20 protein-coding genes are annotated in these 25,155 nt (G+C 48.6%); 6 read left to right on the top strand and 14 right to left on the bottom strand.

The genetic code is table 11. The features are described 5' to 3' along the window. Window positions 1–77: 77 nt before the first annotated feature. Window positions 78–527, bottom strand: coding sequence for a YaiI/YqxD family protein (locus DUW71_RS15935; protein ID WP_119396270.1), 450 nt, complete (start codon window positions 525–527; stop codon window positions 78–80). Between the two features lie 414 nt (window positions 528–941). On the opposite strand from DUW71_RS15935, the gene DUW71_RS15930 reads away from it, so the two are divergent. Continuing rightward, window positions 942–2,750, top strand: a complete 1,809-nt coding sequence (locus tag DUW71_RS15930) for a GGDEF domain-containing protein (protein WP_119396269.1) — start codon at window positions 942–944, stop codon at window positions 2,748–2,750. A 71-nt stretch (window positions 2,751–2,821) separates the two neighbouring features. Continuing rightward, complete coding sequence (locus tag DUW71_RS15925; protein WP_119396268.1) at window positions 2,822–3,814, top strand: hypothetical protein; 993 nt, start codon at window positions 2,822–2,824, stop codon at window positions 3,812–3,814. Here the strand turns inward: DUW71_RS15925 and DUW71_RS15920 are convergent. The 3 genes from DUW71_RS15920 to ftnA all read right to left on the bottom strand — a co-directional run bounded on the left by DUW71_RS15920 (window position 3,811) and on the right by ftnA (window position 6,038). Then, on the bottom strand, window positions 3,811–4,293 hold the full coding sequence (locus DUW71_RS15920; RefSeq protein ID WP_119396319.1) for a GNAT family N-acetyltransferase: 483 nt from the start codon (window positions 4,291–4,293) through the stop codon (window positions 3,811–3,813). The two genes, DUW71_RS15925 and DUW71_RS15920, sit on opposite strands and share 4 nt — an antisense overlap. A 158-nt stretch (window positions 4,294–4,451) precedes the next feature. Further along, complete coding sequence (locus DUW71_RS15915; RefSeq protein WP_119396267.1) at window positions 4,452–5,321, bottom strand: diguanylate cyclase domain-containing protein; 870 nt, start codon at window positions 5,319–5,321, stop codon at window positions 4,452–4,454. A 192-nt stretch (window positions 5,322–5,513) separates the two neighbouring features. Then, on the bottom strand, window positions 5,514–6,038 hold the full coding sequence (gene ftnA, locus DUW71_RS15910) for a non-heme ferritin (RefSeq protein ID WP_119396266.1): 525 nt from the start codon (window positions 6,036–6,038) through the stop codon (window positions 5,514–5,516). A 78-nt stretch (window positions 6,039–6,116) separates the two neighbouring features. Between ftnA and DUW71_RS15905 the strand changes: the two genes are divergently transcribed. Further along, on the top strand, window positions 6,117–6,386 hold the full coding sequence (locus tag DUW71_RS15905) for a DUF3081 family protein (RefSeq protein WP_119396265.1): 270 nt from the start codon (window positions 6,117–6,119) through the stop codon (window positions 6,384–6,386). A gap of 203 nt (window positions 6,387–6,589) precedes the next feature. Here the strand turns inward: DUW71_RS15905 and DUW71_RS15900 are convergent, their stop codons facing one another. Then, window positions 6,590–7,357, bottom strand: coding sequence for a hypothetical protein (locus DUW71_RS15900; protein ID WP_119396264.1), 768 nt, complete (start codon window positions 7,355–7,357; stop codon window positions 6,590–6,592). Between the two features lie 281 nt (window positions 7,358–7,638). On the opposite strand from DUW71_RS15900, the gene yghU reads away from it, so the two are divergent. Beyond that, window positions 7,639–8,454 (top strand): glutathione-dependent disulfide-bond oxidoreductase, encoded by an 816-nt coding sequence (gene yghU / locus DUW71_RS15895; RefSeq protein WP_119396263.1) that lies wholly within the window; start codon window positions 7,639–7,641, stop codon window positions 8,452–8,454. A gap of 26 nt (window positions 8,455–8,480) precedes the next feature. Here yghU and DUW71_RS15890 read toward each other — a convergent pair whose 3' ends face one another. The 7 genes from DUW71_RS15890 to DUW71_RS15865 form a co-directional block, all read right to left on the bottom strand. Next, window positions 8,481–9,374, bottom strand: coding sequence for an alpha/beta hydrolase (locus DUW71_RS15890; RefSeq protein ID WP_119396262.1), 894 nt, complete (start codon window positions 9,372–9,374; stop codon window positions 8,481–8,483). Window positions 9,375–9,458: 84 nt separating this feature from the next. Further along, entirely contained in the window at window positions 9,459–10,061 is a 603-nt protein-coding gene (locus DUW71_RS15885; RefSeq protein WP_119396261.1) for a DUF4377 domain-containing protein, read from the bottom strand. Window positions 10,062–10,148: 87 nt separating this feature from the next. Next, the gene (locus DUW71_RS15880) at window positions 10,149–11,117 is read right to left on the bottom strand and encodes a transposase (protein WP_119396260.1); all 969 of its coding nucleotides are present in this window, start codon (window positions 11,115–11,117) and stop codon (window positions 10,149–10,151) included. A 122-nt stretch (window positions 11,118–11,239) separates the two neighbouring features. Further along, the gene (locus tag DUW71_RS15875) at window positions 11,240–12,409 is read right to left on the bottom strand and encodes an aminotransferase class I/II-fold pyridoxal phosphate-dependent enzyme (RefSeq protein WP_119396259.1); all 1,170 of its coding nucleotides are present in this window, start codon (window positions 12,407–12,409) and stop codon (window positions 11,240–11,242) included. A gap of 80 nt (window positions 12,410–12,489) precedes the next feature. Continuing rightward, a complete protein-coding gene (locus tag DUW71_RS15870) occupies window positions 12,490–13,236 on the bottom strand; it encodes a helix-turn-helix domain-containing protein (RefSeq protein WP_119396258.1) in 747 nt (248 codons plus the stop codon). Between the two features lie 19 nt (window positions 13,237–13,255). After that, on the bottom strand, window positions 13,256–13,384 hold the full coding sequence (locus tag DUW71_RS17970) for a hypothetical protein (RefSeq protein WP_267896675.1): 129 nt from the start codon (window positions 13,382–13,384) through the stop codon (window positions 13,256–13,258). Window positions 13,385–13,655: 271 nt separating this feature from the next. Next, entirely contained in the window at window positions 13,656–16,769 is a 3,114-nt protein-coding gene (locus DUW71_RS15865) for a S8 family peptidase (RefSeq protein ID WP_158584190.1), read from the bottom strand. A 681-nt stretch (window positions 16,770–17,450) separates the two neighbouring features. Between DUW71_RS15865 and DUW71_RS15860 the strand changes: the two genes are divergently transcribed. Together DUW71_RS15860 and DUW71_RS15855 are read left to right on the top strand one after the other, a co-directional pair. Continuing rightward, window positions 17,451–19,994, top strand: coding sequence for a DUF7151 family protein (locus tag DUW71_RS15860; protein ID WP_119396256.1), 2,544 nt, complete (start codon window positions 17,451–17,453; stop codon window positions 19,992–19,994). An 82-nt stretch (window positions 19,995–20,076) separates the two neighbouring features. After that, window positions 20,077–22,692: a DUF7151 family protein gene (locus tag DUW71_RS15855; protein WP_158584188.1), complete on the top strand. Its 2,616-nt coding sequence runs from the start codon at window positions 20,077–20,079 to the stop codon at window positions 22,690–22,692. 44 nt (window positions 22,693–22,736) lie between these two features. Here the strand turns inward: DUW71_RS15855 and DUW71_RS15850 are convergent, their stop codons facing one another. Together DUW71_RS15850 and DUW71_RS15845 are read right to left on the bottom strand one after the other, a co-directional pair. Then, window positions 22,737–24,044: a glycosyltransferase gene (locus DUW71_RS15850; protein WP_119396254.1), complete on the bottom strand. Its 1,308-nt coding sequence runs from the start codon at window positions 24,042–24,044 to the stop codon at window positions 22,737–22,739. A gap of 104 nt (window positions 24,045–24,148) precedes the next feature. Continuing rightward, entirely contained in the window at window positions 24,149–24,979 is an 831-nt protein-coding gene (locus tag DUW71_RS15845; protein WP_119396253.1) for a helix-turn-helix transcriptional regulator, read from the bottom strand. Window positions 24,980–25,155: the final 176 nt, after the last annotated feature.

Raw genomic sequence — 25,155 nt, 5'->3', positions numbered from 1 at the left:
ATACATTGTCACGTTATCGGTGATTCGATAGTTTGGCAATGACAATATTTGCCTTTATGGGTCGGGTGCGACCTATCCTAATGGCGAGCTTTCGCGAGTAGTTTATCTAGTGCGTTGGCAAAGGCTTGTCGATCCGCTTGTGAGAGCGGCGCAGGCCCCCCCGTTTGAATGCCACTAGCACGCATAGTATCCATAAAATCGCGCATGCCCAGCTTTGCCTTAATATTGTGCTCTGTGTACTGCTCTCCGCGAGGGTTGAGTGCCATCGCGCCTTTGTCTAGCACTTCGCTGGCTAAGGGGATGTCGGCGGTAATAACCAAGTCGCCGGGCTCGCAGCGCTTTACAATTTCATCATCGGCAACATCAAAACCCGACTGCACCTGAAGTGTGGCGAGATAAGGTGAGTTTGGAACACTCAGCCCTTGGTTGGCCACAAAGGTTGTTTTTATCTGGGTGCGTTGCGCACCACGGTATAAGATTTCTTTAATCACGACAGGACATGCATCAGCGTCCACCCAAATTCTCATTCTCGTCCCCTCACATGGCACTGATAGCATGGCTTTTATTTGCTCAGAATAACTATGGTTTTATAACCAGGTTGGCAGCTTACCACTAAAGCCAATCTTAGCCGACTTATGTGCTGAATGTCTTCTAATCTGCAATGCCATTACCTTAAGCGATATCTATGGTGGTCGCGGTGCTTGATAAGAGACCGTCACCCGCAGGGAGCGGGTGTCGAGGCTACAGGGACGTACTTGCGCCGTGTCGATTATCGAGTTCCGCGACCGCTTCAAACGCTTAAGTTAATGGCATTGGTCTAATCTGAACAAATGATGATCAGATTATTTGGTTTTTATTGAGCGCATTTAACCACTAAAGTAAACTGGTTTCATACGGTGTTAGAATTTCCTTCTCCCATTCTAGGCTAATGTGTAGGTGAAATGATCGTTAAGCTGTCCAAAATCGTGTTGTTTTCGCTGATTCTGATATCGGCGAATAGCCAGGCTAGAGTAGCTCAGTTTTTGCCTGATCCTTTTGGTAAGCTTGCAGAGCTGTCGCAACAAGTCACGCGCACAACCGATGAGCAACTGTTACTAGCACAGCTTTATGCAATGGATATGCGCCACCAAGATGCGCTCGAGGCGCTAAGTAGCCTGAGTTTTGAATCACTCACTTCGCCTCAGAAGCTATCTTATTTATTAGCCGAAATTGCGCTCTCCAGCAGCTATTTAACGCAGCAGCAAGTTGAAGATAAGCTTGCGCAAGCTGAGCGCATAGCGCACCAGTTAACCGACCCTGAGTTGCAAGTAGCAGTGAGCTTGCAACAGGCCAACTGGCACTTGCGCATGCTAAACCTGCCCGATTCGCTTGCAGCGCTTCAGCATGCAACTGCGGTCGCTCAGCGCGCCGAGCTGGATTTGTTGCCCGCTATTGAGGCAGCACAGCTAGCATTTATATATATGTCGGGGCGCAGTGCTGCGCTGGCAGACCAAATGGAAAGGCTTAAACACGCATTAGATAACCGAGCGCTACCGTATGCCAACATCATTCTACAAGAGCTCACCGCTTACTATTATTTTGAACAAGGCGAGTTGAAAGCCGCCAGAGCACAGGCGCAGAAGCTAGCACAACAGTTCCCCCAGTCGCATTATGCTGGTGTTCGCGCGGCATTAATCGAGCTACAGATTGCCAGCGAGCAAAAGATTGCCTCGCCGGAGTTGATTGCCAGAGCTGGTGAGGTGTTGCAACAAGTTCAGGATGTTTGGCATGAATTTGAGGTAGCACTGGCCTTTGCCAATTATGTTTCAATTGCTGATCATCAGTTTAACAATGAACTGTTTCGCCAAGCTGAAGTGTTAACAGAGCAGCTGCCAATTAGCGCAGACAGGGCGCTCGCTCGGGAGCAACTAGCCTATGCCACCTATAGTGCACACAAAGCTCTAGGATTCGATGCGGCTAAAACCTTGTTTGCTTTGGAACATTATCTCGCTATGCAGCGCGAGTCTTGGCAAGAGATAGATATGCAAGCCGAACAGGCGATGACCAAATCTTTACGTAACCAAGTGCTGGCTTACGAAAATCAGGTGCTGCAGCTACAAGCACAAGCCCAATCGCTGGCGCTCAGTGCAGCAGAACATGAAAAAACTCAACTAAGGTTAGTAGTGGTTTCTGTGTTGAGCATATTGCTTAGCGCGATTGTAGTGAGTGCATGGGCGTGGAATAGATTCAAATTAGTAAGGCAGCAAGCCAACACCGATGCGCTTACTGGCTTAGCTAATCGGCGCGCATTCGATAAACAAAGGTTACAACTGCAAGCCAGCCAAGATGAGTTTGGTGTGCTGTTAATCGATGCTGATCACTTTAAACAAGTGAACGATAAGTATGGCCATGATGCGGGTGATAAGGTTTTGCAGCAACTGGCGCTAACGATTCAATCTTGTTGCCGAGCTTCGGATTTAGTGTGCCGCTATGGCGGCGAAGAGTTTGCTGTGCTGATGCCAAAAATTAATGCTACACAACTTAGTCAGTGTGGCGAACGTATCCGGCAAACCATTGCTCAAAGGCCTTTCCAACTTCAGGAGCAGCCGTTACATATCACGGTAAGTATTGGTGGTGCACACAGCAAGCATGATGCTCGCGAGGTTGTCACCATTGCCGATGAGCGGTTATATCAGGTTAAAAACAGTGGCCGAAACCGATGTATAACGGCTTCAACCGACCCACTTGCCATGAGTTCGAACAATATTTGATCTAGTGGCGTTCTAATTCGCTGCATATCTTGCTATAAACACGTAGCAGAAATGATAAAAATTGGACATTCATGATTGTTTTTATACCCGCGGCTGTATTAGTGGTTATTGCCGCACTGATTATTATTAAGAGAATGACCAAGGCAAATATTGTACGTCGCGCCTATGGTAGTAAACCCGCGTTTAAACTAATTGCGAACCCGTTTTCAATTGCAAAGATACAGCAACAATTAGCCGTTACTGCTAATCCAGACGAGCGCTATCTTTATATAGTAACGATTGGACGCAGCGCTAATCTTGCGTTGCTGAAGAACTGGGTAGAGCAACAGCCAAATAGTCCACATGCGAATCTGAGTTATGGTGTGAGGTTGGCACAGTCCGCGTGGATACAGCATTTTGACTCGAATGATGATGAAATCGGTTTCATTGAGTCTGCCCGCCAGTCTGCAAGCTTTCGCCAACAAGTAGAAGAAGCGCTTGCCCATTTACGCGTTGCTGCTCAGCAGGCGCCTTCTGATCCTACACCATTTGCATTTTTAATTACCTGCACGGCTTGGTTAGGCGGAGAGATGGACCAGTATTTTCATTATTACAACAAAGCCATGCAGCGTGATTCAGATAACTGGGGCGTAAATTTGGCAATGGTGCTGGCGCTATCGACTAAGTGGGGAGGCGATAATCAGCATATGCTGACTTTTGCCGAGCAAACGGCCAAGAAGGCAGCATACGGCAGCAACCTAAAACTATTACCATTCAAAGCTTACCTTGAGATGTGGAAATCGCACCAGGGTGTCCAGGGTAGTGACTCTATTTTGCAGGATGAGCAAGTGAGAGCGCAAAGCAGGGTTTGGTTTATGGAGTGGCGGCAAGCGCAAGGCTCATCGCACTCTGGCATTTTTGCCCGTTATAACGCTCTGTGCTGGCTGTGGCTAATTGAAGAAACTGCGCTGGCGAAGGCGATATACCAGGAAGTTGTCGACCACATTGCTGACGAACATCTTCGATGGACCGGCTTGCAGGGGCAGCTAGGAAGTATTTCGGCTGCCTTGCAAGACCGAACTTAAAAGCTGCTTGCCCGAGCGACAGTTAATGAGCGTGTCATGTAACGGCTGAGGGTGTCGGGCTGGTAATCTGCGAAGGGTTGGCAATCAACAAAGGCGAACTGCTCATAGAGCTTGTGTGCGGCCTCAAACTGTTCGCTACTACCTGTTTCAAGGCTAATAGAAAGCCCACCCATGCTGGCTACTTCGGCAACAATGTAACCTAGTAAATCGCTGGCGACGCCTTGGCGCAAAAAGGCCGAAGCGGTGCGCATTGATTTTAGCTCGTAATGGTGCGTGTCCCACTTCTTTATAGCGGCGATGCCTGCAAGGCGCTGGCGATGCCAGGCGCTGTATAAGGTGATATCAGATGCGCTCAGCTCAGATAGTGCGAGAGCGTGGACGCTTTCGGCCGGCGTTTGTGCATGCATGGCAGCAAGGTGCACTGATATGAGTTGCTGTACCTGCGGGTGCGAAAGTTGACCGGTTTTAATTTGTAGCATGAATGCCTCAGAGTGATATACACAGAGGGCTAACAGCATTTACCATGCCAACTTGTTAAACCGCTGAATCCTGTATGTTTCTGGGGCTTGTGCTGTATGTGAGGGGGAAGCTGCGCACCATATCATGGCGAGTGCCTGCATATGGTGCGCATGAAGGGTTATTCTGCGTTAACAGTTAGTACGTTGGCACGGTTCATGGTGTGAATGCCACGTTGAACCAAGTCGAATACTTTTTCATCCGCGATTGGTGTAATCACGCCAATTTGAGTTTTACAATCCAGCTGTTCAGCATTAGCCGAAACTGTGGTTTCAGCAAACTTGCTTTGCAAATCTTGTGCGTATTGTTCGGCTTGCTTTATAGACTTACCGGGTAAATAACATACGAACACATCTTTACCGTAGCGGAAACCGCGGTCTTGCGTTTGCAGGGACTTTTTCAACACACGAGTCATCGCACGTAATAAAGACAATGATGTTGAGTTGTCGTGCTTGACTGAGATTGCTTTAAACTCGGACAGTTTGATAAACACTAACGCAAAGTCATCGCTGGTGCGGTTGCGAAGATGGCTTTGCATATAGTCACGTGTCCATAACCCCGTGATGGCGTCGGTATTCACACTCAAGCCGCCACTTACTTCTTCCTCTTCGGTATCTGGTAAGCTATTTGACTTGTCGGCAACGACTACTAGCAAGCCTGCTGTCGCAAGGGCAAAACCAAGTGGATAGAACGACTCGAATACTAAGAACAAAAACTCATAGTTTGCCGGCGCAGCCGTTACCTCATCGGTAAAATCGCGAATCATGGCTAACAACATAATAAAAAAGCCGGTAGACATAATGTTGCGCGCACCCTCAGATACATTAAGGCGCTGCGTTGCGAACATCCACACACCGATTAATATGATTGTAATGCCCTCTGAAATCACATCGGTTAGTTCGATCTCGCTGCGAGGCAAAAATTCCCCCACGAACAACATCATAATCAGCCACACAACAGCGATGGCAAAAAACACCAGTGTTTTGTTCATCTATAGCACTCCTGCATTATTGTTTTAAAACTGGGTTTTGAAACTGGTTTCAGGCAATGCTAGCCGAAGAGGTGATAATAAGTTGTAGCAAAAGTGTACTTATGTGAATGAATTGTCATAAAAATGTAACAAAGCGAGAGCTTCACGACAGACTCTCGCTTTTGACTAGGTTAGCCAGGCTCTGAGGAGCCGCTACGCTTGTGGCTCCATAATCGACGTAGCGCCGGTTTTCGCAAGCTCAGCGAGGTCTTTGTCAATCCAGAACAAGGCTTTGCCATCTTCGCCAACTAGTTCTAGCTTGTCGAGCACGCCTTTGAATAGTTTCTCTTCTTCGTGTTGCTCTGCTACATACCATTGCAGGAAGTTAAAGGTTGAATAATCGTGCGTGGTAAACGCGACGTGCGTTAACTCGTTAATGGCACGCGTGATCTCGCACTCATGTTGATAGATGTCTCGAAATACATGGCCGAGTGAATCAAACTCGTGTGGTGGCGCGGCAATTGTACCTAAGATTGGAAGGGCGCCCGTTTCACTTACGTAAGTAAACAAACGGTTCATGTGGTCCATCTCTTCTAGCGCATGCTTGCGCAGCAGCTCGGCAGCGCCCTCGAAGCCTTTATCTTCGCACCAAGCGCTCATCTGTAAATATAAATTCGACGAATAGAACTCAAGATTTATTTGCTCATTGAGTTTTTCGATCATCGCTTGTGCCAACATATTCGTACCTTCAACTACAGTGTTTCGGTAAACATACCGAAAAACGACATAAATTGCTTGGCTGAAATCAGAGGTAAAATGAGTAAAACACTAGACTTTCATACCATCCTTACGGCGGCGGAGATTATTCGTGAGCGTGGTGAGCGCAATAATGATGGGGCTTACCGCCTTGATGGCGTAGAGTTTCATTCCAGTATTGATGGGTATAGTGTCACGCTGAAAAGCCAAGACGTTACGTTAACGGTCAATTTTCACAACACTTACAACATAGAATCACCTGGGAAAGACGCCGAAGAGAAGTTCTTCAAACGCCTGCGCCAGCTTGTGTTCGAATACAGTAAGTCATAACTTTTTCGGCCGACAGAGCAACTTCTTATCACTTGCTAATCGAGCGCATTTTAGGCAAATAAAGTTGGCAGGAAGCAAAGACTCGGCAAGGGCTTTTGGGTCTTTTTCTATATCTTTACGTTTTAGATCACACAATGTTTTTGCCATAAGCACCCCACTACAAGGGCGCATCAAATATGCACCCTATTGATAGTTTAGTGCTGCTATGGGGTTAGAACAACCGGCCGCGACTTGCTAATAACTGCCGAAATTGAACTAGTGCGGTAAAGGTTGCTATCTGCCTGCCCTGTCACTTCTACGGTGACACCAACGTGTCCATTGCAGTAATCGAAGAACTCAAGGTTAGGCAAGCTAACAACCGTGGTACGTGTATTAGACTCCGGCGCCGACACGTAATCGAGCGTTTCTTGCTGCCAAGTACCAAAGTTATCAACAAAGTGACAAGTTAGTTGATAGTGATAACGCACGTCAGAGCTGCTCACTTGTGACCAATGCAATTCGATATCTTGATTCAAGCGACCACTGTAAACCGAGTTTGGAATCAGCTGAAAATCCGCTGGCACCGTAATCCAAGAATCAAAGGCATCAACCTGTTGGTTGTTGCGCCGCAATTGAACGTAAATTGGGCTGTAGGGGTCGATGCCACTTAGCGAACCAGAATAAGCGACATCACCATCGACCTCCGTTTCTAGCAGCCAGGCCTTGCGTGTCCCCTGCTGTACGAACAGCGAATCGCCATCGGTTAATTCAACTGGGCGTGTATAGCCAAGGCTTGCACCAGGCCCCGTAGGCTCTGGCGCTTTGCCCTCAAACAACTGCACCGTTGCCACCGCAGAACGGCTACTGCCATCCGTTAACACCTGCACCTCGGCATTCATGCCAATTTCACTTGTTGCCAAATTACCCGACTGCTCATTACTACAGCCAACTAATGCAACCGGCAACATCACCGCCAACCAAAACTGTCTCATCGGTCTCTTCCTAAGACATTAAATAGATACCCCAATCATTGCCCACCCCAATGAACTCATGCTTAACCCCAAACGAGGACACGCACCGATAAAACTCCAAACGAGGACACGCACCGTTATTGGACAACCCCAAACGAGGACACGCACCGTTATTGGACTGGCTAAAGTCTGAGAAGTGAGCTGACCAAAAGGTGCGTGTCCTAATTTAAGTGACACCTAGTCTTTTTAGCTGTCATCTTCGTAAGCTAGGGTACATAAGTCATTAACCTGAAGAGATTGTTATGTCTGACTACACACCACCAAAGGTTTGGCAGCCTAAAGAGTCTGGGGGGCAGTTTGCCTCAATAAATCGCCCGGAAGCGGGTGCTCGCTTTGAGCAAGAGCTTCCAGTGGGAAAACATCCGTTGCAGCTTTACTCGATGGGTACGCCTAATGGGGTGAAGGTAACCATTTTGCTCGAGGAACTGCTTGCTGCTGGGGTTTCTGGGGCTGAGTATGACGCGTTTTTTATAAGTATTATGGACGGTGATCAGTTTGGTTCTGGTTTCGTTGATATTAACCCGAACTCAAAGATCCCAGCGCTGGTTGACCGCAGCGTTGAGCCGCACCAGCCTGTTTTTGAATCGGGAGCGATTTTGCTTTATCTAGCAGAAAAGTTTGATCGTTTCCTTGGTAAAAACCGAGCTGAAACGCTCAGCTGGTTAATGTGGCAGATGGGCAGTGCACCGTTTGTTGGTGGTGGTTTTGGGCATTTTTATGCGTATGCACCGGAAAAGTATGAGTATCCAATCGATCGTTATACCATGGAGACCAAGCGCCAATTGGATGTGCTAGATAAGCGATTAGCCAACAACGAGTTTATTTGTGGCGATGAGTATACGATTGCCGATATGGCGATTTTCCCATGGTATGGGTCGCTTGTGCTAAACAGAGCTTACGATGCGGCGGAGTTCCTTAACGCACAGCAGTACACTAACGTGTTGCGTTGGGCCAACCAGCTTGATGCCAGAGAGCCTGTAAAGCGTGGTATTAGGGTGAACACCACTTGGGGCGATCACCCTGTAAAAGAGCGCCACGGCGCTGAAGATTTAGACTAGTTGAACTTGGCAGGCCTTACGCCTGCCTATTTTAATTCTGAAGCACTGTTGGCCATTTTGAAGAAATACCGCGCTACGCTTCTAATAGTAGAGCGCGCCTTACTTGTATTAGCGATCATCGGCCAGTCGTGTAACAAGCCGCTCTCAACTTTTAAGCGGCACCGACTCCCCTCTGCTGCCTCTACTCTCTCAACAAAGGTCAAGCAGTCTTCATAAAATAGCTCGCTATCGCTTACCCATAATTTCATTGGGCCAAGGTTGCTAAGGTCTGCTTTAACAGGTGAGATAAGTGGATCGTCCAAAGAACGGCTGCCTGCATAGGCTTCAGCGCAACGGCGTAAACCTTCTAGATGCAATACAACTTCCGAATTATGCTGCTGACGCTCTTCTGCCTTGTGCAGTTCTAAGTCTAGCCATGGTGATAGCAATGCCGTTTTGGCTGGCATAGGCAAACCATTTTCACGCAGTTTTTGCAGCAGCGATATGGCTAACCCGCCGCCTGCCGAGTCACCCACAACAAGTATTCGGTCATTCGGGTAGGCTTCAATTAACGTTTGATACGCCTTGAGTGTCGCGTTAATGGTTTCGTCGGCCGTTGCGTTTGGTGCAAGCGGATAATCAAATGCAGACACACAAAACCCTAGCTGATACCAAGACTTGAGCATGCGTATATGGCCAGCTAACGCAGGAATGACATAAGCGCCACCATGAAGCAAAAAGATATGCTGATACTGTGCACTTTGCTCGCATGTGTACAACGTGTGCCCGTCTATGTCCCGCTCTTGTGTGGGGGCGAACTTACTGAGTTGGTCATGCGTTAATGCATTGCGAATGGTTGAGCTGTTATTCGGCAACGACTGAAAAGTGCGCTGATTAAAGCGCATCCAACGCAGTGCATGTGGTAGCAAGTTGTCGAGCATGAATCTAATCCCGGATGACAAGTTGTAACATATAGTACGCCGCTTAATTGAGAAAAGCTCGTGCAGAGATCAGTATCTGCTTGGTTACTCAATGGTCGTCAACTCTAACAGACCTTCTCCGCTTCTGCTCTTTCCACCGTAGCGAAAGGTTAGGCTAACAAGCTCATTTGAAGTTCTACTGTCTTGTGCTCGTTCGGCTAAATCGTCGCATTCGGCTTGAGTAATATCTGAGCCACTGATTGCACAAGTGAATGGGTAGTTGAAAAAGAAGTACTCTCCATCGTTTTTGCTAATTGTGCTGTCGGATAGCGGCAGATTTTCTAATGTTGGAAAGTCCTCGAAGCGCAAAAGCTCTGTCGCACTGACTTCCTTAATCAAAGTGTACTGGTAGTGGCTGGCATCAGCAGCAGGTTCGTCAACTTTGGTTTTTAACACTTCTAGTTCAGTGGCAGTGCCCCACTGAAACTCAAATCCGTCGATCGAATCATAAAAGAACGCTACTTTGCCGTCTGCTCGTTCCTCAATTAGGCAAAGACGAGGTGACACGCCAGTACAGCTTTGTAAATAAGGCTTAAACTTAAGCCTCACAATTTCACCCGCCGCATCGTTTGGAGCGCCCGCTAAAGACACTGGATCGCAGCCCGCCAACACAGCGATGGAAAACACGGCCAATAATAACTTTTTCATAGCAACACCTTTTGAAACTGCTATGCACCAGAATAGGGAAAAAGCGGACTTAAATCATCAACTGTAGCCACCTTTAAACAATTCTGTTCAGCCAAACGCATAACTAATATTATGCCCTGAATGGCACCTAGAGCGACCGCGCGCTTTCTGATAACTGATAATCTGGTTGCGGCTACCAAGTGGCCTGTTTGATTCATGTGCGAGTTCAATACAAACAGATTGCCATTGCCCACGCTCAAACTGCTTCATTAGTTGTGATGTTTGCTCACTAGTTTTTAAAAATCCTCGCTTATCAGGCCGCTCAACGCCGCCGTACTGAATGATAAAGTCTAGGTAGTTTGCCATGGTAAATGGGAGCTTGGCGTTGGGGTGGCTACATTGAAATGGCATGAGTTGTGTTGGAGAGTATGGTTGGTCAAATGAACATGCCCGGCCAAAAAGTCTTTCGTAAATACTGGTAAACTCGCTGCTTTCAAGCGTGTCTGCCATGTCTGCATGCACTGGATTTAAATCCACGTATGCCATAGCAGCCAGCAGCGCTCGCTCATCTAATAATGGCTGAGACTTGAATCGTCCATCCCAAAACCGCCCTTTGCAGCCGTCCTCAGCATTGGCCTTTTTGGCGATGTACTCGTTTAAACATTTCATAAACCATGAAACGTCGGTAATGCGAGCACGCCATGTAGCTATGATGGCCATGGCATTTTCTTTTACAGATTCGTCGCCTGCCAGGTACCTGTCTACCGTAGGATTCGCTTTAAACAGCTTGTACCACTGAGCAACCACCTGTTCATTGGAGAGATTTTTTGCCCGCTCGGTATCGACAAAAAGCACTATATGATAGTGATTCGACATCACAGAGTAGGCTGCCACGTTAATGCAAAAAACCTCTGTCAATGCTCGGATTCTGTTTACTATCCAAAGTCGGCGATGGTCGTAAGACCTTTGCGAGTGCTGATCTATGCCACACAAAAAAGCTTGCCGCACACAACGACAAATACAGTGGTAGAACAGGGTTTGTGTTAACAAAATCTGCTCACATCTGGCAACGGTCATAACAGCCCCTCCACACTTATTTGTATGCATTAAAAGTAGAGGGTAAATATCCAGTGGTCAAATAAACAGCTTAGTTTAATTGGGACACGCACCGTTCAAGAGCAACGCCTAAACTAGGACACTCACCTTTCTAACCATGCTTTAAGTCGCTCACAGGCCTCTTTTAGTCGGTCTATGCTGCATGTATAAGCGAATCTCACGCAATGTTGACCCGCTTTGGGATCGAAGTCTAAGCCTGGCGTAATGGCGATATGGCACTCTGCTAACACCTGCTTGCAGAACGCCATTGCATCGCTGGTGAACTTGCTAGCATCAGCATAAATGTAAAAAGCGCCTTTAGGCTCACCGAGTACATCAAAACCAATTTCAGTTAGGACACGCACCAAATAGTCCCTTCGTTTGGCAAATTCAGCTCGATTTGTTTGAAAGTGCGTGTCCAAGTCTGGCGCGAGGGCACGAACAGCAGCTAATTGCGAGCTGGTTGTCGCAGCTAGATATAGGTTTTGAGCCAGCTTGTCTGCTTGCTCCTCTAAACCCGGCGGAACAACAAGCCAGCCCAGTCGCCAACCGGTCATGTTGAAATACTTACTGAAACTGTTCACCACCAGAACATCGTCGGTAATCTGCAGAACACTAGTAGCTTTGTTGTTGTTGGCGTCATCGAACACTAGGCCATGGTAGATTTCATCAACTATCAGGTGCTTGCCATATGACTTTGTTAGTGCATAAAGCTGTTCAATTTCAGTCTTGCTTAATACGTGGCCAGTGGGGTTTTGTGGCGACGCTATAAGCAAACCTTGCGTGTCCTCGTTCCACTCAGACTTAAACAAGTCGGCACTATGGTAGTAGTTTTGCTTGGCGTCCAATGGCACTTCAATGGCCTTGGCGCCTAGTAGTTCGACGAAGTGTCGATTGCACGGGTATCCTGGAAGCGGCAACATCAGTGAGTCGCCCGGGTCTAATACCATACTAAGCGCAATAAACAGCGCACTGGATGCCCCGGGCGTAATAATAATCCGTTCCGGTGACACACTAACGTTGTAAGTGCGCTTATACCAGTCGCTAAGCGCTTCCCGCAGTGGCTGATGGCCCTTTGCGGCCGTGTAAAATGTTTCGCCTTCAAGAATGGCCCTTGCACCCTCCTCGCGAACCGCCATAGGCGTTGCAAAGTCAGGCTCCCCAACTTGTAAATGAATGACGTCTGCGCCCGTTGACTCTAGTGCTTTTGCTTGGGCGAGAATGTCCATTACATGGAAGGGTTGTATAGCGTTGAGTCTTTGAGCTAGTGCCATTGGTGCGTGTCCTGAATTGATTCGCCCAAAAACAAAGTGAAACGGGCGGAAAGGTGCGTGTCCCGAATTGTACCCGAAAGCTATTCGTCTTTTACAATCGCAATTGGTGGGGCTGGTTTAGGGGATAGGTACACGTTCAATAGCCGCTCTTTTGCTCGGCTTGTTAAGAATTCTTGGTTGTACTCCGAGCGCTCTAAAGCGGTAGAAACAAGCTCATTTAGTTGCTCTTGAACCTTGATGTAGTCTTCATCGGTCAATAGCAATGTAAAGCTACCAAATCTATCTTCCTTGTTATCGCTGTTGGCCATCTGTGATCTCATATGGTTTAAGTGGTTGCCAATAATTAGATCGTAAAATTGCCGGTGAACTTCTGGGTTTAAAATGGCTGGGGCGGGCGTGCTTGGTAATAACTTATCACCATTGATCTCGATAAATCCCAGCGTTTCGAGTTCTCGGCAAAGCTTATAGGCAGTGGCATGTTTGACTTTGTGGAGACTCGCGAGTGACTCTATTGATCGACAACCAAGCTTTATATCCTTGCCAATAACATATAGTTCCGGCTTGTTAAAAAGCGCATCTGCTATGTCAGCATCAATGACCTTTAATTGACTAGTTTGGCGGTTCTGAACCCGCTGCATTATTTCCAGCAATGAGCTACCCGCGCTTTCGCATAGCGTTTGCAGCTGATCAAACCTTACTTGGTCTCGGTTCATTAGGCGCTTGACTGTTATTTCGGGCAGGGCCGCTTGCTCCGCTAGCGAAGAGTAAGTCAGCCCATGCTCTTTAAGATACAGCTTTAGTTCATTAAGTACTTGTTTCGCCTGCATGCCCCGTTTTTACCCCAAGCTATCGACTCAGTCGGTCGATCATTTCAGCTTCGCTTTCCTCTGGCAAGTGGCGAGTTGGGTCTAAGTTAAATGGCAGCGGATAGTTAAAAATAGTTAGGTTAGCTAGCCTATCGGTGAAGTTTTTCATTACGTGCTCTCCTGTGTTGCATGTATGAAAGCTTCAACCAAGTAGATGATTTGCGCGAGGGTTAGATAGCTAAGTATCAAAAACTGTGCCCCACCAGGATCAAATCAAACCAGGACACGCACTTTTTACAAACTAACGAGGACACGAAACAAACGAGGACACGCACCGTTTAACAATTAGTGCGTGTCCTCGTTTAAAACAGTGCGTGTCCCAATTGCTACAAACCCAAAAAAAGGGGGCCGAAGCCCCCTGATGTAAACAATGTCTTTGCTTACTTAATGACCAAGGGTAGTTGCATGTAGGCGTCGTTGGTGAGTGGGGCTAGGCCAGGCCACTCGCCACAGTACTCGCCGCCATCACACAAGCGGTTGTTGCCGTTGTTGTCGCCACCAACTCGCACGTTGTAGCTGCCGGCTGGCATATCAATGCGCCACTCGTAGTTACCGGCTTTATCAAGCTGCTGGCTTTGCACTACACGACCGCTCTGCACCACTTCCAGCGTTAGCTGGCCAACATCGCCTCCCGCACGGCTTAGCTGTTTCACGTCGAGTGTTACCGCCAAGTTATAGCCTTGGTTATTGTTGTCGGTTAGGGTGACTTGCGCTTGATAACGACCCGTTGCCAAGCCGCTACGATCTACCGTCACGCGGTACTCGCCTTGGCCTTTCGAGTCAGTATTGACGGGTGCCACATTCACCCAGTTGCTATTGTCGCTAAACGCTGTAACCCGCGCGTCACCTACCGCCTCTACTGAGAAGGTCAGTTCATCGGTATTTAAGTCGAAGCTTAAATCACGGGTTGAAAGCACTAACCCATTAGTAGGGCCTGCCAACTCTTGCGCTGCACGAACAGCTTTCAGCGCATTGATTTGGCCGTGACCAAACTGGTCATCACGCCCAACAGCACCTAAGTCATCGACAATGCTGCCATTCGCTAGCAACTGGTCGAACTGAGCCGGCGTTAGGTCTGGGTTCACCGCTTTCATTAGCGCAACCACACCCGCAACATGCGGTGTTGCCATCGACGTACCCTGGTAGTAGTCGTAGGCTGGTGTGCGGCGAGCGTCGTTTTGTGCCACCAACGATAGGATCATTGAGTCGCTACGACGGTTGCCACCAGGCGCTGAAACATCCACCTCTGAGTTGTAGTTAGAATAGTAAGCACGTTGTTGATCGCGGCCAGTCGCGCCCACACCTACTACGCCAGGCGTTGAACCAGGGTAGTTTTTGCGGAAGTCACCATCGTTACCGGCTGCGGCAATGACAATCACACCACGCTCGCGTGCTGCGGCCACTGCTTGGCGGTAAATTTGGCTATCACTGCCGCCGCCCAAGCTCATATTGATAATATCCGCACGGCGGCTAGGCACTGGGCCATTGCCTTGGCGAATACCCGCGGCGTAATAAATAGCGTCGGCGATGTCTTTCAACGAGCCACCACCTTGGCCAAGCGCGCGCAGAGGCATAATTTTCGCGTGCCAGCTCACACCAGTAATGCCTTGGCCGTTGTTGGCCCGCGCACTAATGGTGCCCGCTACGTGCGTACCGTGCCAGCTAGGTCGAGTGGCGCTGTCGCCCACATCATCTGGATTGTTGTCACGACCATCACCATCGCGAGCCCGATCGGCATCACTGATAAAGTCATAGCCATCCACAACCGCACCATGATCTGGGTGGTGTAACACGCTACCCGTGTCGATGACTGCTACCACAACATCTTGGCCACTAACCGACTGGCCAGTGGTAATATCCCACGCTTGCGGTGCGTCTATTTGTGGCAATCCCCAAAGTTCGCCGTACTGAGGGTCGTTTGGCGTAACGGCCATAGCTTGATACAAGTAGTTTGGCTCGAAGATAACGCCTTCAATGCCCTGCGCTTGACGGCCAATAACTGCTTCAATTGTGGCCAAACGCTGCGCCTGTTCAAGGGTAAGCTGATAGGCTTCGTCGTTCGAGAACGTCAGTGCTTCCGGGACACTCACTTCTACTACTTCAATTTCTGGGCCAGCAGCAACCCCGGTGCTTGCCGCGCCTACGAGCTCTTCACGGGTGTCCAGAACCAACATTTCACCGGCTACTAGGTCGTCGGTTACCGAGAAGGTTTGGGCCGATACTTCAGACGGTGCCTGTCCTGAAACAAGTTGATAGGTCACCTCGCCGGCAGCTTCAACAATAATGCGGTAGTCGCCTGTGCTTGGCACAATCACTTCTTCAGCGCGGTTAAGGCCCAGCGATGAATCAACCACCGCGCCAGTGCTATCGGCAAGGTATAAGTCGGCGTTGCCACTGCCTGTTTGCACCAGTTGCACAGCCGAACCAGCCAGTAAGCGGCCAACAAACACATCGCGCGGATCGGCGGCAGTACCCACATGGCCTGCTACTTCATCGCCTTGAGCAATAGGCTGATAGCGTGAAACGGTTGAGTGGTTATCAACAAACGGGTTGTTTGAATTCTGCGTGTCCGAATCTTGAATGAAGTTGCTAGCAACATCCACTTTACCGGTGAACGTAATGCCCGCTTTACATTGGTCTAGCTTACGCCAAGCAGAGTTCTGGTAAATGCTACCTGGCTCATAACCTGGCGAATTGCACCACACTGCCTGGCGACACTCTAATATTTCGGTTTGCCCACTGCGGTTAACAAAGCTCACCGTATCGCCCGTATTGTAACGCACGCTTGCACTGTATGGCTGAGCATTACACTTAGGATCGGCAGGCTGAACAATTAACGTTGCACCCGGTACTTCACTCACTACCGGCGTGCTTGTTGGGGTTTTGGTGGGTGTCCCCGTTGGGGATGGTGTTGCGGTAGGTACCTCGGTTGGTGTGGCCGTTGGTGTAGGGTTGCTGCCACCGCAGTCCGACACTTCTTTCCAGGTACCCCAAGAGCTGCCAGGCTCATAGTGACTACCGCCAGTGCTGGTTAGCTGGTAGGTTTTGCCCTTGTGCGTAACCAACACCAGTTCGCCATTTCCAAACGCCGAGTTATAGCGCCAGAAGTTATTGGCGTTCCAAGCCTCTGCCACACAATCTCCAGGTGGCGGAGTAATCACAGACGTTGGCGTACTAGTAACAATAGGTGTACTAGTCACAACTGGTGTACTGGTAATGACAGGCGTTGGTGTCACCACTGGGGTTGTGCCCGAACAAGCCACTTCCGTCCAGAACCAGCCCTCACGTGGGGTTTCCCAGGCACCAGGGTTATTTTTGGCTTCCCAGCAGGTGTTGCCATAGCGATAAACATCGCCACTGGCTGGGTCGGTAACACCAGGTACAAAGTCGGGAATATTTTGGATTTGCCCAGCAGACGGCGCATTGGCGAACGCTGGAACCGATATCACTGTGCCTGCACTAAGAAGCGCGGCAACAAGTAATTTCCGTTGCATTGAGACTCTCCTAATTATTGTTGTTATCCGGCTAACCACCCTGAGTTAGCTAAAGGGATAGGCTAACCGGTGTATATAGATAAGCAGGAAGTCACTTGCTTGCAATTTTCTATTTACAAGCCAAGGTGAATGTAATTAATAATTGCCAAGTTTGAATGTTGTTAGATTTGCGTTTGAATGCTGTTTGATAAGTAATATATGTGACCAATTTCAAAATGCATGGCTTATGAAACCGGTTTTATTAAATATTGTTTTTTAATTGTTTTGAAAACGATGCATGCAGAAAAGTACCTAATATCATACAGTTTTAAACAGGCATGAATGTATATATTGTTTGATTCTGAGGCGGGGATATTGTTTTACCTAAATAGGTAGGTTTATACGCTAGTGTTTAATGTCATTAGCTTAAACAATCCACCAGAAAATATTAAGTTTATGGCATTGAGCTAATCCCAAATGCAATCTGCTAATCGTCATTCCTATCCATTCGTATAGCTTAATTTGTTTGATCGCTGTTAGTGTCGTAAAACAGTAATTTTTTACGTTGTTCAAACCATAGTGGACACGCAAAAATATGGTTATCCTTGAGCCACAAATACACATTATTAAGCATGCTACAAAAAAGTGACGTGAGCACTGCTGCGCCCTAAGTAGCAATCGTGCAAGTTCAAGGAGAACGCAATGCAGCACATGAAAAGTGCAATGGCCATTACCGCCATTATCGGTTTAACCGCTTGTGGTAGTGAAACCTCAAGCGACCCAACACAAACCCAGCCTGGTGCGAGCGACAATCAGCAAACAGTTGCAGCAGCCGTATTAACGCGCACCCAAGCAGCTACCACCGAGCAATGCGCCGCTGGCGGTACACAAATAGAGCTTGGGCTCGACACCAACGGCAATGCCACGCTCGACGACAGCGAAGTGACCTCCACTCAGCTCATTTGCAATGGCACGAATGGTAACGACGGTGCCAGTAGCATTTTACTGGTAGAGCCAGCTACTCCTGAGCAATGCCCAGCCGGTGGCAACCTAGTACTAAGCGGGATTGATGCCAACGAAGACGGCAAATTGACCGACGACGAAAACCCAGCCACGGCCGTTATTTGCAATGGCACTGATGGTGCTTCTGGCGATAAAGGCGATAAAGGCGATAAAGGCGATAAAGGCGAGCCAGGCAAAGACGGCGTTAATACCGTCATCAACATCGCTCCACTGCCAGCCAACGATGCCGACTGCAAAAACGGCGGTCACCTGATTACAAGCGGCTTAGATGCCGACAGTGATGGCACTGCCGACCCAGCCACCGCAACCACTGCCAAAGTATGTAACGGTGAAGATGGTACGAATGGACAAGACGGTGCGAATGGCCAAAACGGCACCAATGCGAATACCCTAATTAATGTTACCGATGTAACCGTTGCCGAGGGCAACTCAGCCGAGTTCACTATTACGCTTGCTGAAGCACCAGCAGTGGATACTAGCTTCTTCTACACCACCCAAAACGCCAACGCAGTAGCCGGTGAAGACTACACCCTTACCGTTGGCGAAGTGACCTTTACTGCAGGCAGCACAGAACCTAAAAAAGTACAGGTATCAGTAAATACCGATACAATTTTTGAAGGTAATGAATACTTTACCTTGCAAGTTTCTGGTGCGGGTACGCAAGCAACTGGTGTGGCAAAAATCACCCAGCCAGCGTTTGTTGCCCAGCCGCTTACCGTGCAAGCCAATGCTAATGGCAATGCACTGGTTGGTACCAATGTGGTAATTGAACTGAGTGACCAGATTAATGAAATTGCAGGCGATGGCATTGTTGTTACCTCGGCTGACGGCGCGGTGGTATTAGGCGAAGCAAACTACGCGCTTGTAGATGGCAAACCAACGCTTAGCTTTACTCCAAGTGCCTCGTTAGCACTAGGCACCACTTATACCGTAGCGGTGAAGCCAGTTACCACATTAGGGCTAAATGAAGAAAAAACGCTAGCTGATGTAAGCTTTACCACCGAAAGCCAAGCGTATGCTTATCGCAATGCGTCGGTTCTACCATTACAAGGCGCTACCAACCTATGGCAGTGGCTAGAGGAAGGCACAGCGCGCGAAATTAAAGCAGGCAATGCACCACTTACATTTGCCGGCAATGGCATCGAGTTTAATGGCCAATACTTCTTTGCAGGCTCTGTAGTAACAGACGCAACACAAGCCGATAGCCAACTGTACGTAAGCGATGGCAGTAGCCACGGTACGCGCATTTTAACCGATGCCGAAGGCAATGCCATTGCCACCAACCCTGGCAACTTCACGGTATTTTACGGCGAGCTATATTTCACTGCCAACAATGCAACCGGCACTGAGCAGCAACTGTGGAAAACGGATGGCACGGCTGCCAATACAGTGGCCATTGCTGGTACGGAAGCAGCTGAGATTAGCGAGCTAACCGTTGTTGGCGAGGCTTTGTATTATGTGGTGGGTGCAAGCACTGGCAGTGGTTCACTTTGGTCACTAGATTCAACTGGCGTGGCGGCTCAGCTGCCAAGTGCAAAACAGGTAGATTATGTGAGTCAGATGACAGTCTTTAACAGCACTGTTTATTTTGTTGGATATCGAGCTCGATCCGAAGGAGATGAATTATTCAAAGTATCTGAGGGTAATATTGAGAGCGCGCTAGAATTAAACAAAGTCCCCAACAAATCATCCGATTTCCAAAACCTACAAGTGATCGGCGAGCAACTGTTCTTTACGGCAGAGCCAGACAACGGTGGTCGATTCGCTTACTTGTATGATGGGGTAACAGCTAGTCAAACTGTTAACCAGGATGGTTTAGCTGTCTCGAACTCAACGGCTCAGTTAGGGGCTGATGTGTTTATTTTAAGTGAAAGTGGTGCGAGCTACCTGCGAGCTGCCAGCTCAGAGCAAATGGTCGCGGTATTTAACTCCACCAGCGGCCTCATCAGCACCTCAGCAGGTGTGGTGGTCGCCGGTGATTTTAATGGCACGCAAGGCCTATGGTTATTTACCGATGCCACGCCACTAGAAAACGGCGCTACTCCAACGGTTGCCGCTGAAGCGGGTAATATCACTTTAGAAGGCCTAGTAGGTGACATGCTGTTGTACTCAGTTGAAAACAGCAAAGTAACGACCTACTACCTAACCGACTTGGTAACGCTCGATGCGTATACGCAAGAGGTGAAGGTAATTGAAGTAAAAAACGAGCGAGTGGTGCTGTAAGAGAGCCAATTCGCAAAACCTACCAAGCCCCGCACTGCGGGGCTTTTCTCATATTTGAAGGAAGAAAATGTGGAGACTTGGGATGTCTAAAGTTTCAATTCCAGTATTAATAACAACACTAATGTTCACCCTGACTGGCTGTGAGCGTGGGCAAGTTGATCGAGTAGAAAAAGAGCCGAGCAATAATCAATCACAACAAGTTGCACCCGCAGCAGCCATTATGTCGCGTTCGTTAGCCGTTGCAGATGAGCGCTGCGGGAATGGTGGTGTGCAGGTCGACCTTGGCTTCGACCTAAACAGTAACGGCGTATTAGATGACGCTGAAGTCACTAACTCTGAATTGATCTGTAATGGTGTTGACGGTAAGGATGGCGCCAACGGTAAGGATGGCAAAGACGGTGTAGATGGCAGCAATGGGCAGGATGGTGCTGATGGTCAAAACGGTCAGCCTGGAAAAGATGGCGTAACCACATTGATTGCAGTAACCGACGAGTCTGCCGGTATCCATTGCCGAAATGGTGGCGTTAAAGTTGATGTGGGCCCAGATAACAACAGCGACGCGGTACTCAACGCCACTGAAATTGCTCAAACTAAGTACATTTGCAACGGTGAAGACGGCTCCGATGGACGTGACGGTAGTAGCTCAGGTTCACGAGGCCCCGCCGGGCAAAACGGGGTTGATGGTGAAAACGGGCTCAATACGCTGGTTAAGGTGATACCAGAGTCGGCTGGGCTAAATTGTGCGAATGGTGGCCAACGAATTACTGCAGGGTTAGACAGCAACCGCAATAATATTTTGGAAGAAGCTGAAATTACCAGTGGAAGTTATATTTGTAACGGCCGCAACGGCTCTGGGAGCGGCGTGAGTAATTCACTAACCATTAGCAACCCTATTGTACTGGAAGGTGACAAGGCAAGCTTTGCTGTAACGTTGAATGATCCATCACAAGCAGCGACCGAGTTTTATTACAGCACGCTAAGCTCATCAGCGAAAGAAGGCGAGGATTACCTATTAAGTGCTGGCAAATTAGTTTTCCAGCCAGGGGAAGTAAGTAAAACAGTTGTTGTACAAACACTAAAAGACACGCAATTCGAGAACAATGAGCTGTTCATGCTGCAAGTCTCTGGTTTTGGTGAAAACCTCACGGCTTTTGCTGAAATCACCCAGCCAGCGTTTGTTGCCCAGCCGCTTACCGTGCAAACCAATGCTAATGGCAATGCACTGGTTGGTACCAATGTGGTAATTGAACTGAGTGACCAGATTAATGAAATTGCAGGCGATGGCATTGTTGTTACCTCGGCTGACGGCGCGGTGGTATTAGGCGAAGCAAACTACGCGTTCGTAGATGGCAAACCAACACTTAGCTTTACCCCAAGTGCCTCGTTAGCTTTGGGCACCACTTATACCGTTGCAGTGAAGCCGGTTACCACAATGGGCCTAAGTGAAGCAAAAAACCTTGCTGAGGTAAGCTTTACCACCGAAAGCCAAGCGTATGCTTATCGCAATGCATCAGTACTGCCACTACAAGGCGCTACCAACCTATGGCAGTGGCTAGAGGAAGGCACAGCGCGCGAAATTAAAGCAGGCAATGCACCACTTACATTTGCCGGCAATGGCATCGAGTTTAATGGCCAATACTTCTTTGCAGGCTCTGTAGTAACAGACGCAACACAAGCCGATAGCCAACTGTACGTAAGCGATGGCAGTAGCCACGGTACGCGCTTGTTAACCGATGAAGAAGGTGCCGCCATTGCCACCAACCCTGGCAACTTCACGGTATTTAACGGCGAGCTATATTTCACTGCCAACGATGCAACCGGCACTGAGCAGCAACTGTGGAAAACGGATGGCACGGCTGCCAATACAGTGGCCATTGCTGGCACAGAAGCAGCTGAGATTAGCGAGTTAACTGTTGCTGGCGAGGCTTTGTATTATGTGGTGGATCAATCAGGCGTTCCTAAACTGTGGTCAGTTAACGCTAGCAACGAAGCGCTGCAACTAGTCGAGAATGGATTGATTTCGTTGAGTAACCTAACTCCATTCCAAGGGCAACTGTATTTCATTGCCGAAATGAATACTTTTGTAGATGAAGAGCTATACCGGTTAACCACAGGTGGTGTTGAGCTAGCCGTTGAAACTAATGGGGTTAATAAAAAATCATCCGATTTCCAAAACCTACAAGTGATCGGCGAGCAACTGTTCTTTACGGCAGAGCCAGACAACGGTGGTCGATTCGCTTATTCGTATGATGGGGTAACAGCTAGTCAAACTGTTAATCAGGATGGTTTAGCTGCTTCGAACTCAACGGCTCAGTTAGGGGCTGATGTGTTTATTTTAAGCGTAAGCGGTGAGAGCTACCTGCGAGCTGCCAGCTCAGAGCAAATGGTCGCGGTATTCAACTCCACCAGCGGCCTCATCAGCACCCCAGCAGGTGTGGTGGTCGCCGGTGATTTTAATGGCACGCAAGGCCTATGGTTATTTACCGATGCCACGCCACTAGAAAACGGCGCTACTCCAACGGTTGCCGTTGAGATGGGTAACATCACTTTAGAAGGCCTAGTAGGTGACATGCTGTTGTACTCAGTCAAAGACAGCTCTAATAAAACGACCTACTACCTAACCGACTTGGTAACGCTTGATGCGGATACGCAAGAGGTGAAGGTAATTGAAGTAAAAAACGAGCGAGTGGTGCTGTAAGAGAGCCAATTCGCAAAACCTACCAAGCCCCGCACTGCGGGGCTTTATTGTTTCTGGGCATTTAGCTGCTTTTGTTCAATCCATTGGCTCATATATTGGGTGCTCTTTAGCGTTTGATGCTGCAGCATGGCGCCAATAAAGTTGTTGGCTCTGTGCGTTTCTAGCTCGCTAAGCAGTTGGTCTAGCCGCGCGGCGAGTTCGGCTTGGTAAGCTACTGCTTGATAATAACGAGCCGCAAGCTGCTTGGCGTGCTCGTGAGCGGTTTGCCATTGCTCTGGGTCTTGGTAGAGCTGTACCGCGGCTTCCACAAGGGCATCAACGTCGTTCGCAACTTGCCCAGGCCAAGGCGCAAACATGCCTTCACTGCCAATTGAAGTAGTAACAGATGGCGTGCCTACTTGCAGGGCATCAACAAACTTGCCTTTAATACCGGCGCCAAACCGCAGCGGTGCTAAACAAACTCGTGCTTTGCTCAGCACTTCAAAAGCATCGTTGGCCCAGCCTTTAATATGAAAGCCCTTTTTAGGGTTGTGCAACGCCGTAGCTTTTGGCGGTGGGTAAGAGCCATAAATATGAAGTTCTGCATTGGGCAAGCGCTTGCGAATCGCTGGCCATATTTCGCTATTTAACCACAGCACGCTGTCCCAGTTTGGCGCATGGCGAAAACTACCAATGCAAACAAAATGCTGGCGCTCCTCAAACCGGGACACGCACCTTTCACTGGCAAGGCTTTGGCTATCTTCAAATGAGGACACGCACTTTTCAACCGCATTGCCCAAGCCATTTTCGAGCTTGTTTAGCCACAATGGGCTGTAGTGCAGAAGTGCCGCATGCACCGAAAAGGTTTGTGTTAGTAGCTGTATTTCAACGGGTGAAATCATCAAGGTAAGGTCGCTGCGCCAAATGGCAGCGAGTTCTCGCTTCGCTACGTCGCTGGTGAGTTGGGCGATGTTTGGCTGTAGCAACATTTCGCCAGTTTTCTTAAAGTGCTGGTGGCGCGCATCACGCAGGCAATGTAAGTCTTCGGTGTCCAGTATACGTAGGGCTTGCGGGCAGGCTTGTGCTACCCGCCAACCAAACTGTTCCTCCATCATAAAACGGTCGAACATCACGATTTGCGGGTTCAGCTGGGCGCAGAATTCGTTAAAGCTTGAGCAGTTCAGCTTAATTTCGTGCGTGTCCACATTTACCAACTCGGCTTTGTGGGGGCTGTCTTGGGCGGGGGTAGCGAATGCCACCTTTTCGCTGCGTGCGGTAAAAAAGTTAATCAGGTCGAGCATGCGTTTGCCCGCCGCCGACGAGTTGGGTTCTGGCCACACGTAGCCAATAATAAGCACGGTTTGGTATTGCATGCTAACGCCTAGGTAATTTGGTTTGGCGCTATTGTACCTGGATTAGGTGCAAACGGTGCGTGTCCCCGTTTAGGGTCGTGAAAGGTGCGTGTCCTGAAATGGGTTTACTGGTCTCGGTATTTTTCGGCTGCTAGCCACTGTTTGGGCGACATGCCGCATTGGGCTTTGAATGCGCGCGATAGCGATGATTCGCTTTTGTATCCTGCATCCTCGGCGATAAGCTTTAGTGGTTGGTCAGCAAGCAACCACTTTTTTACCAAGGTGATGCGCCAGTTTTGCAGGTATTTCGCCGGCGTCATGCCTGTTGTTTGGCGAAATAGGTCGGCGAACACACTGCGTGAAACGCCTGCTTCACCTGCTAATAACTCCACAGTCCACTCTTTACTCGGTGCATCGTGAATGGCTGATATAGCACGTTTTATTTTGTCGTTATTGAGCCCCGACAATGTGCCGAGCTTCACCTCCCCCGAGCTGATCAGTTGGCGAATTACTTGTACAAGTAGTACTTCCATTAGGCCATTGATCACCACTTGCTTGCCATCGTTTGACGACTCCGCCTCGGCAAACAGTAAGTTGAGTACCGCTTCACTATGCTTAAGCTGGCTTAATGGAATGTGCATTACATCCGGAAGAGCTGCGCAAATTGGGTTGGCTTGTTTGCCTTCAAAGGTAACTTGCGCACATACCATTTGAGCGTCCATTTCAAAGCGGTGAGAAAAGTAACGTGGATAAAAAATTAAACTTGGTTCGCTAATGTTATAAACCGTGCCATTTCCGTGAATTACTTTTACATTGCCTTCACGGACTAAATGTAGCTGGCCCACTTGTTCTGGGTTGGTGGTATCGTTTACATCAAAATTACCGCAAACAAAGCCGGTACGAAATGTATGGGCTTTTGCCGAAAAATGCTGAAACAATACCTCTAGCCTATCCATAGCAATCTCACCTTTGAAAAAAATACGAACTGCAAAAATTCTAAGACGCAGTGTATCAACTACCCCTTTGTTTGTACCTATTATTGACGTTACGTTTGCACATGGTAACGCTTACCGCTGGCACATGCCGGACTACAAGCGCTGCCGTGCTGTGCAGTGAGGAATGTTCGAAAGAA

This window comes from Salinibius halmophilus, assembly GCF_003577475.1.
Classification (GTDB): Bacteria; Pseudomonadota; Gammaproteobacteria; order Pseudomonadales; family Natronospirillaceae; genus Salinibius; species Salinibius halmophilus.
This window is presented reverse-complemented; position numbering and strand designations above follow the sequence as displayed.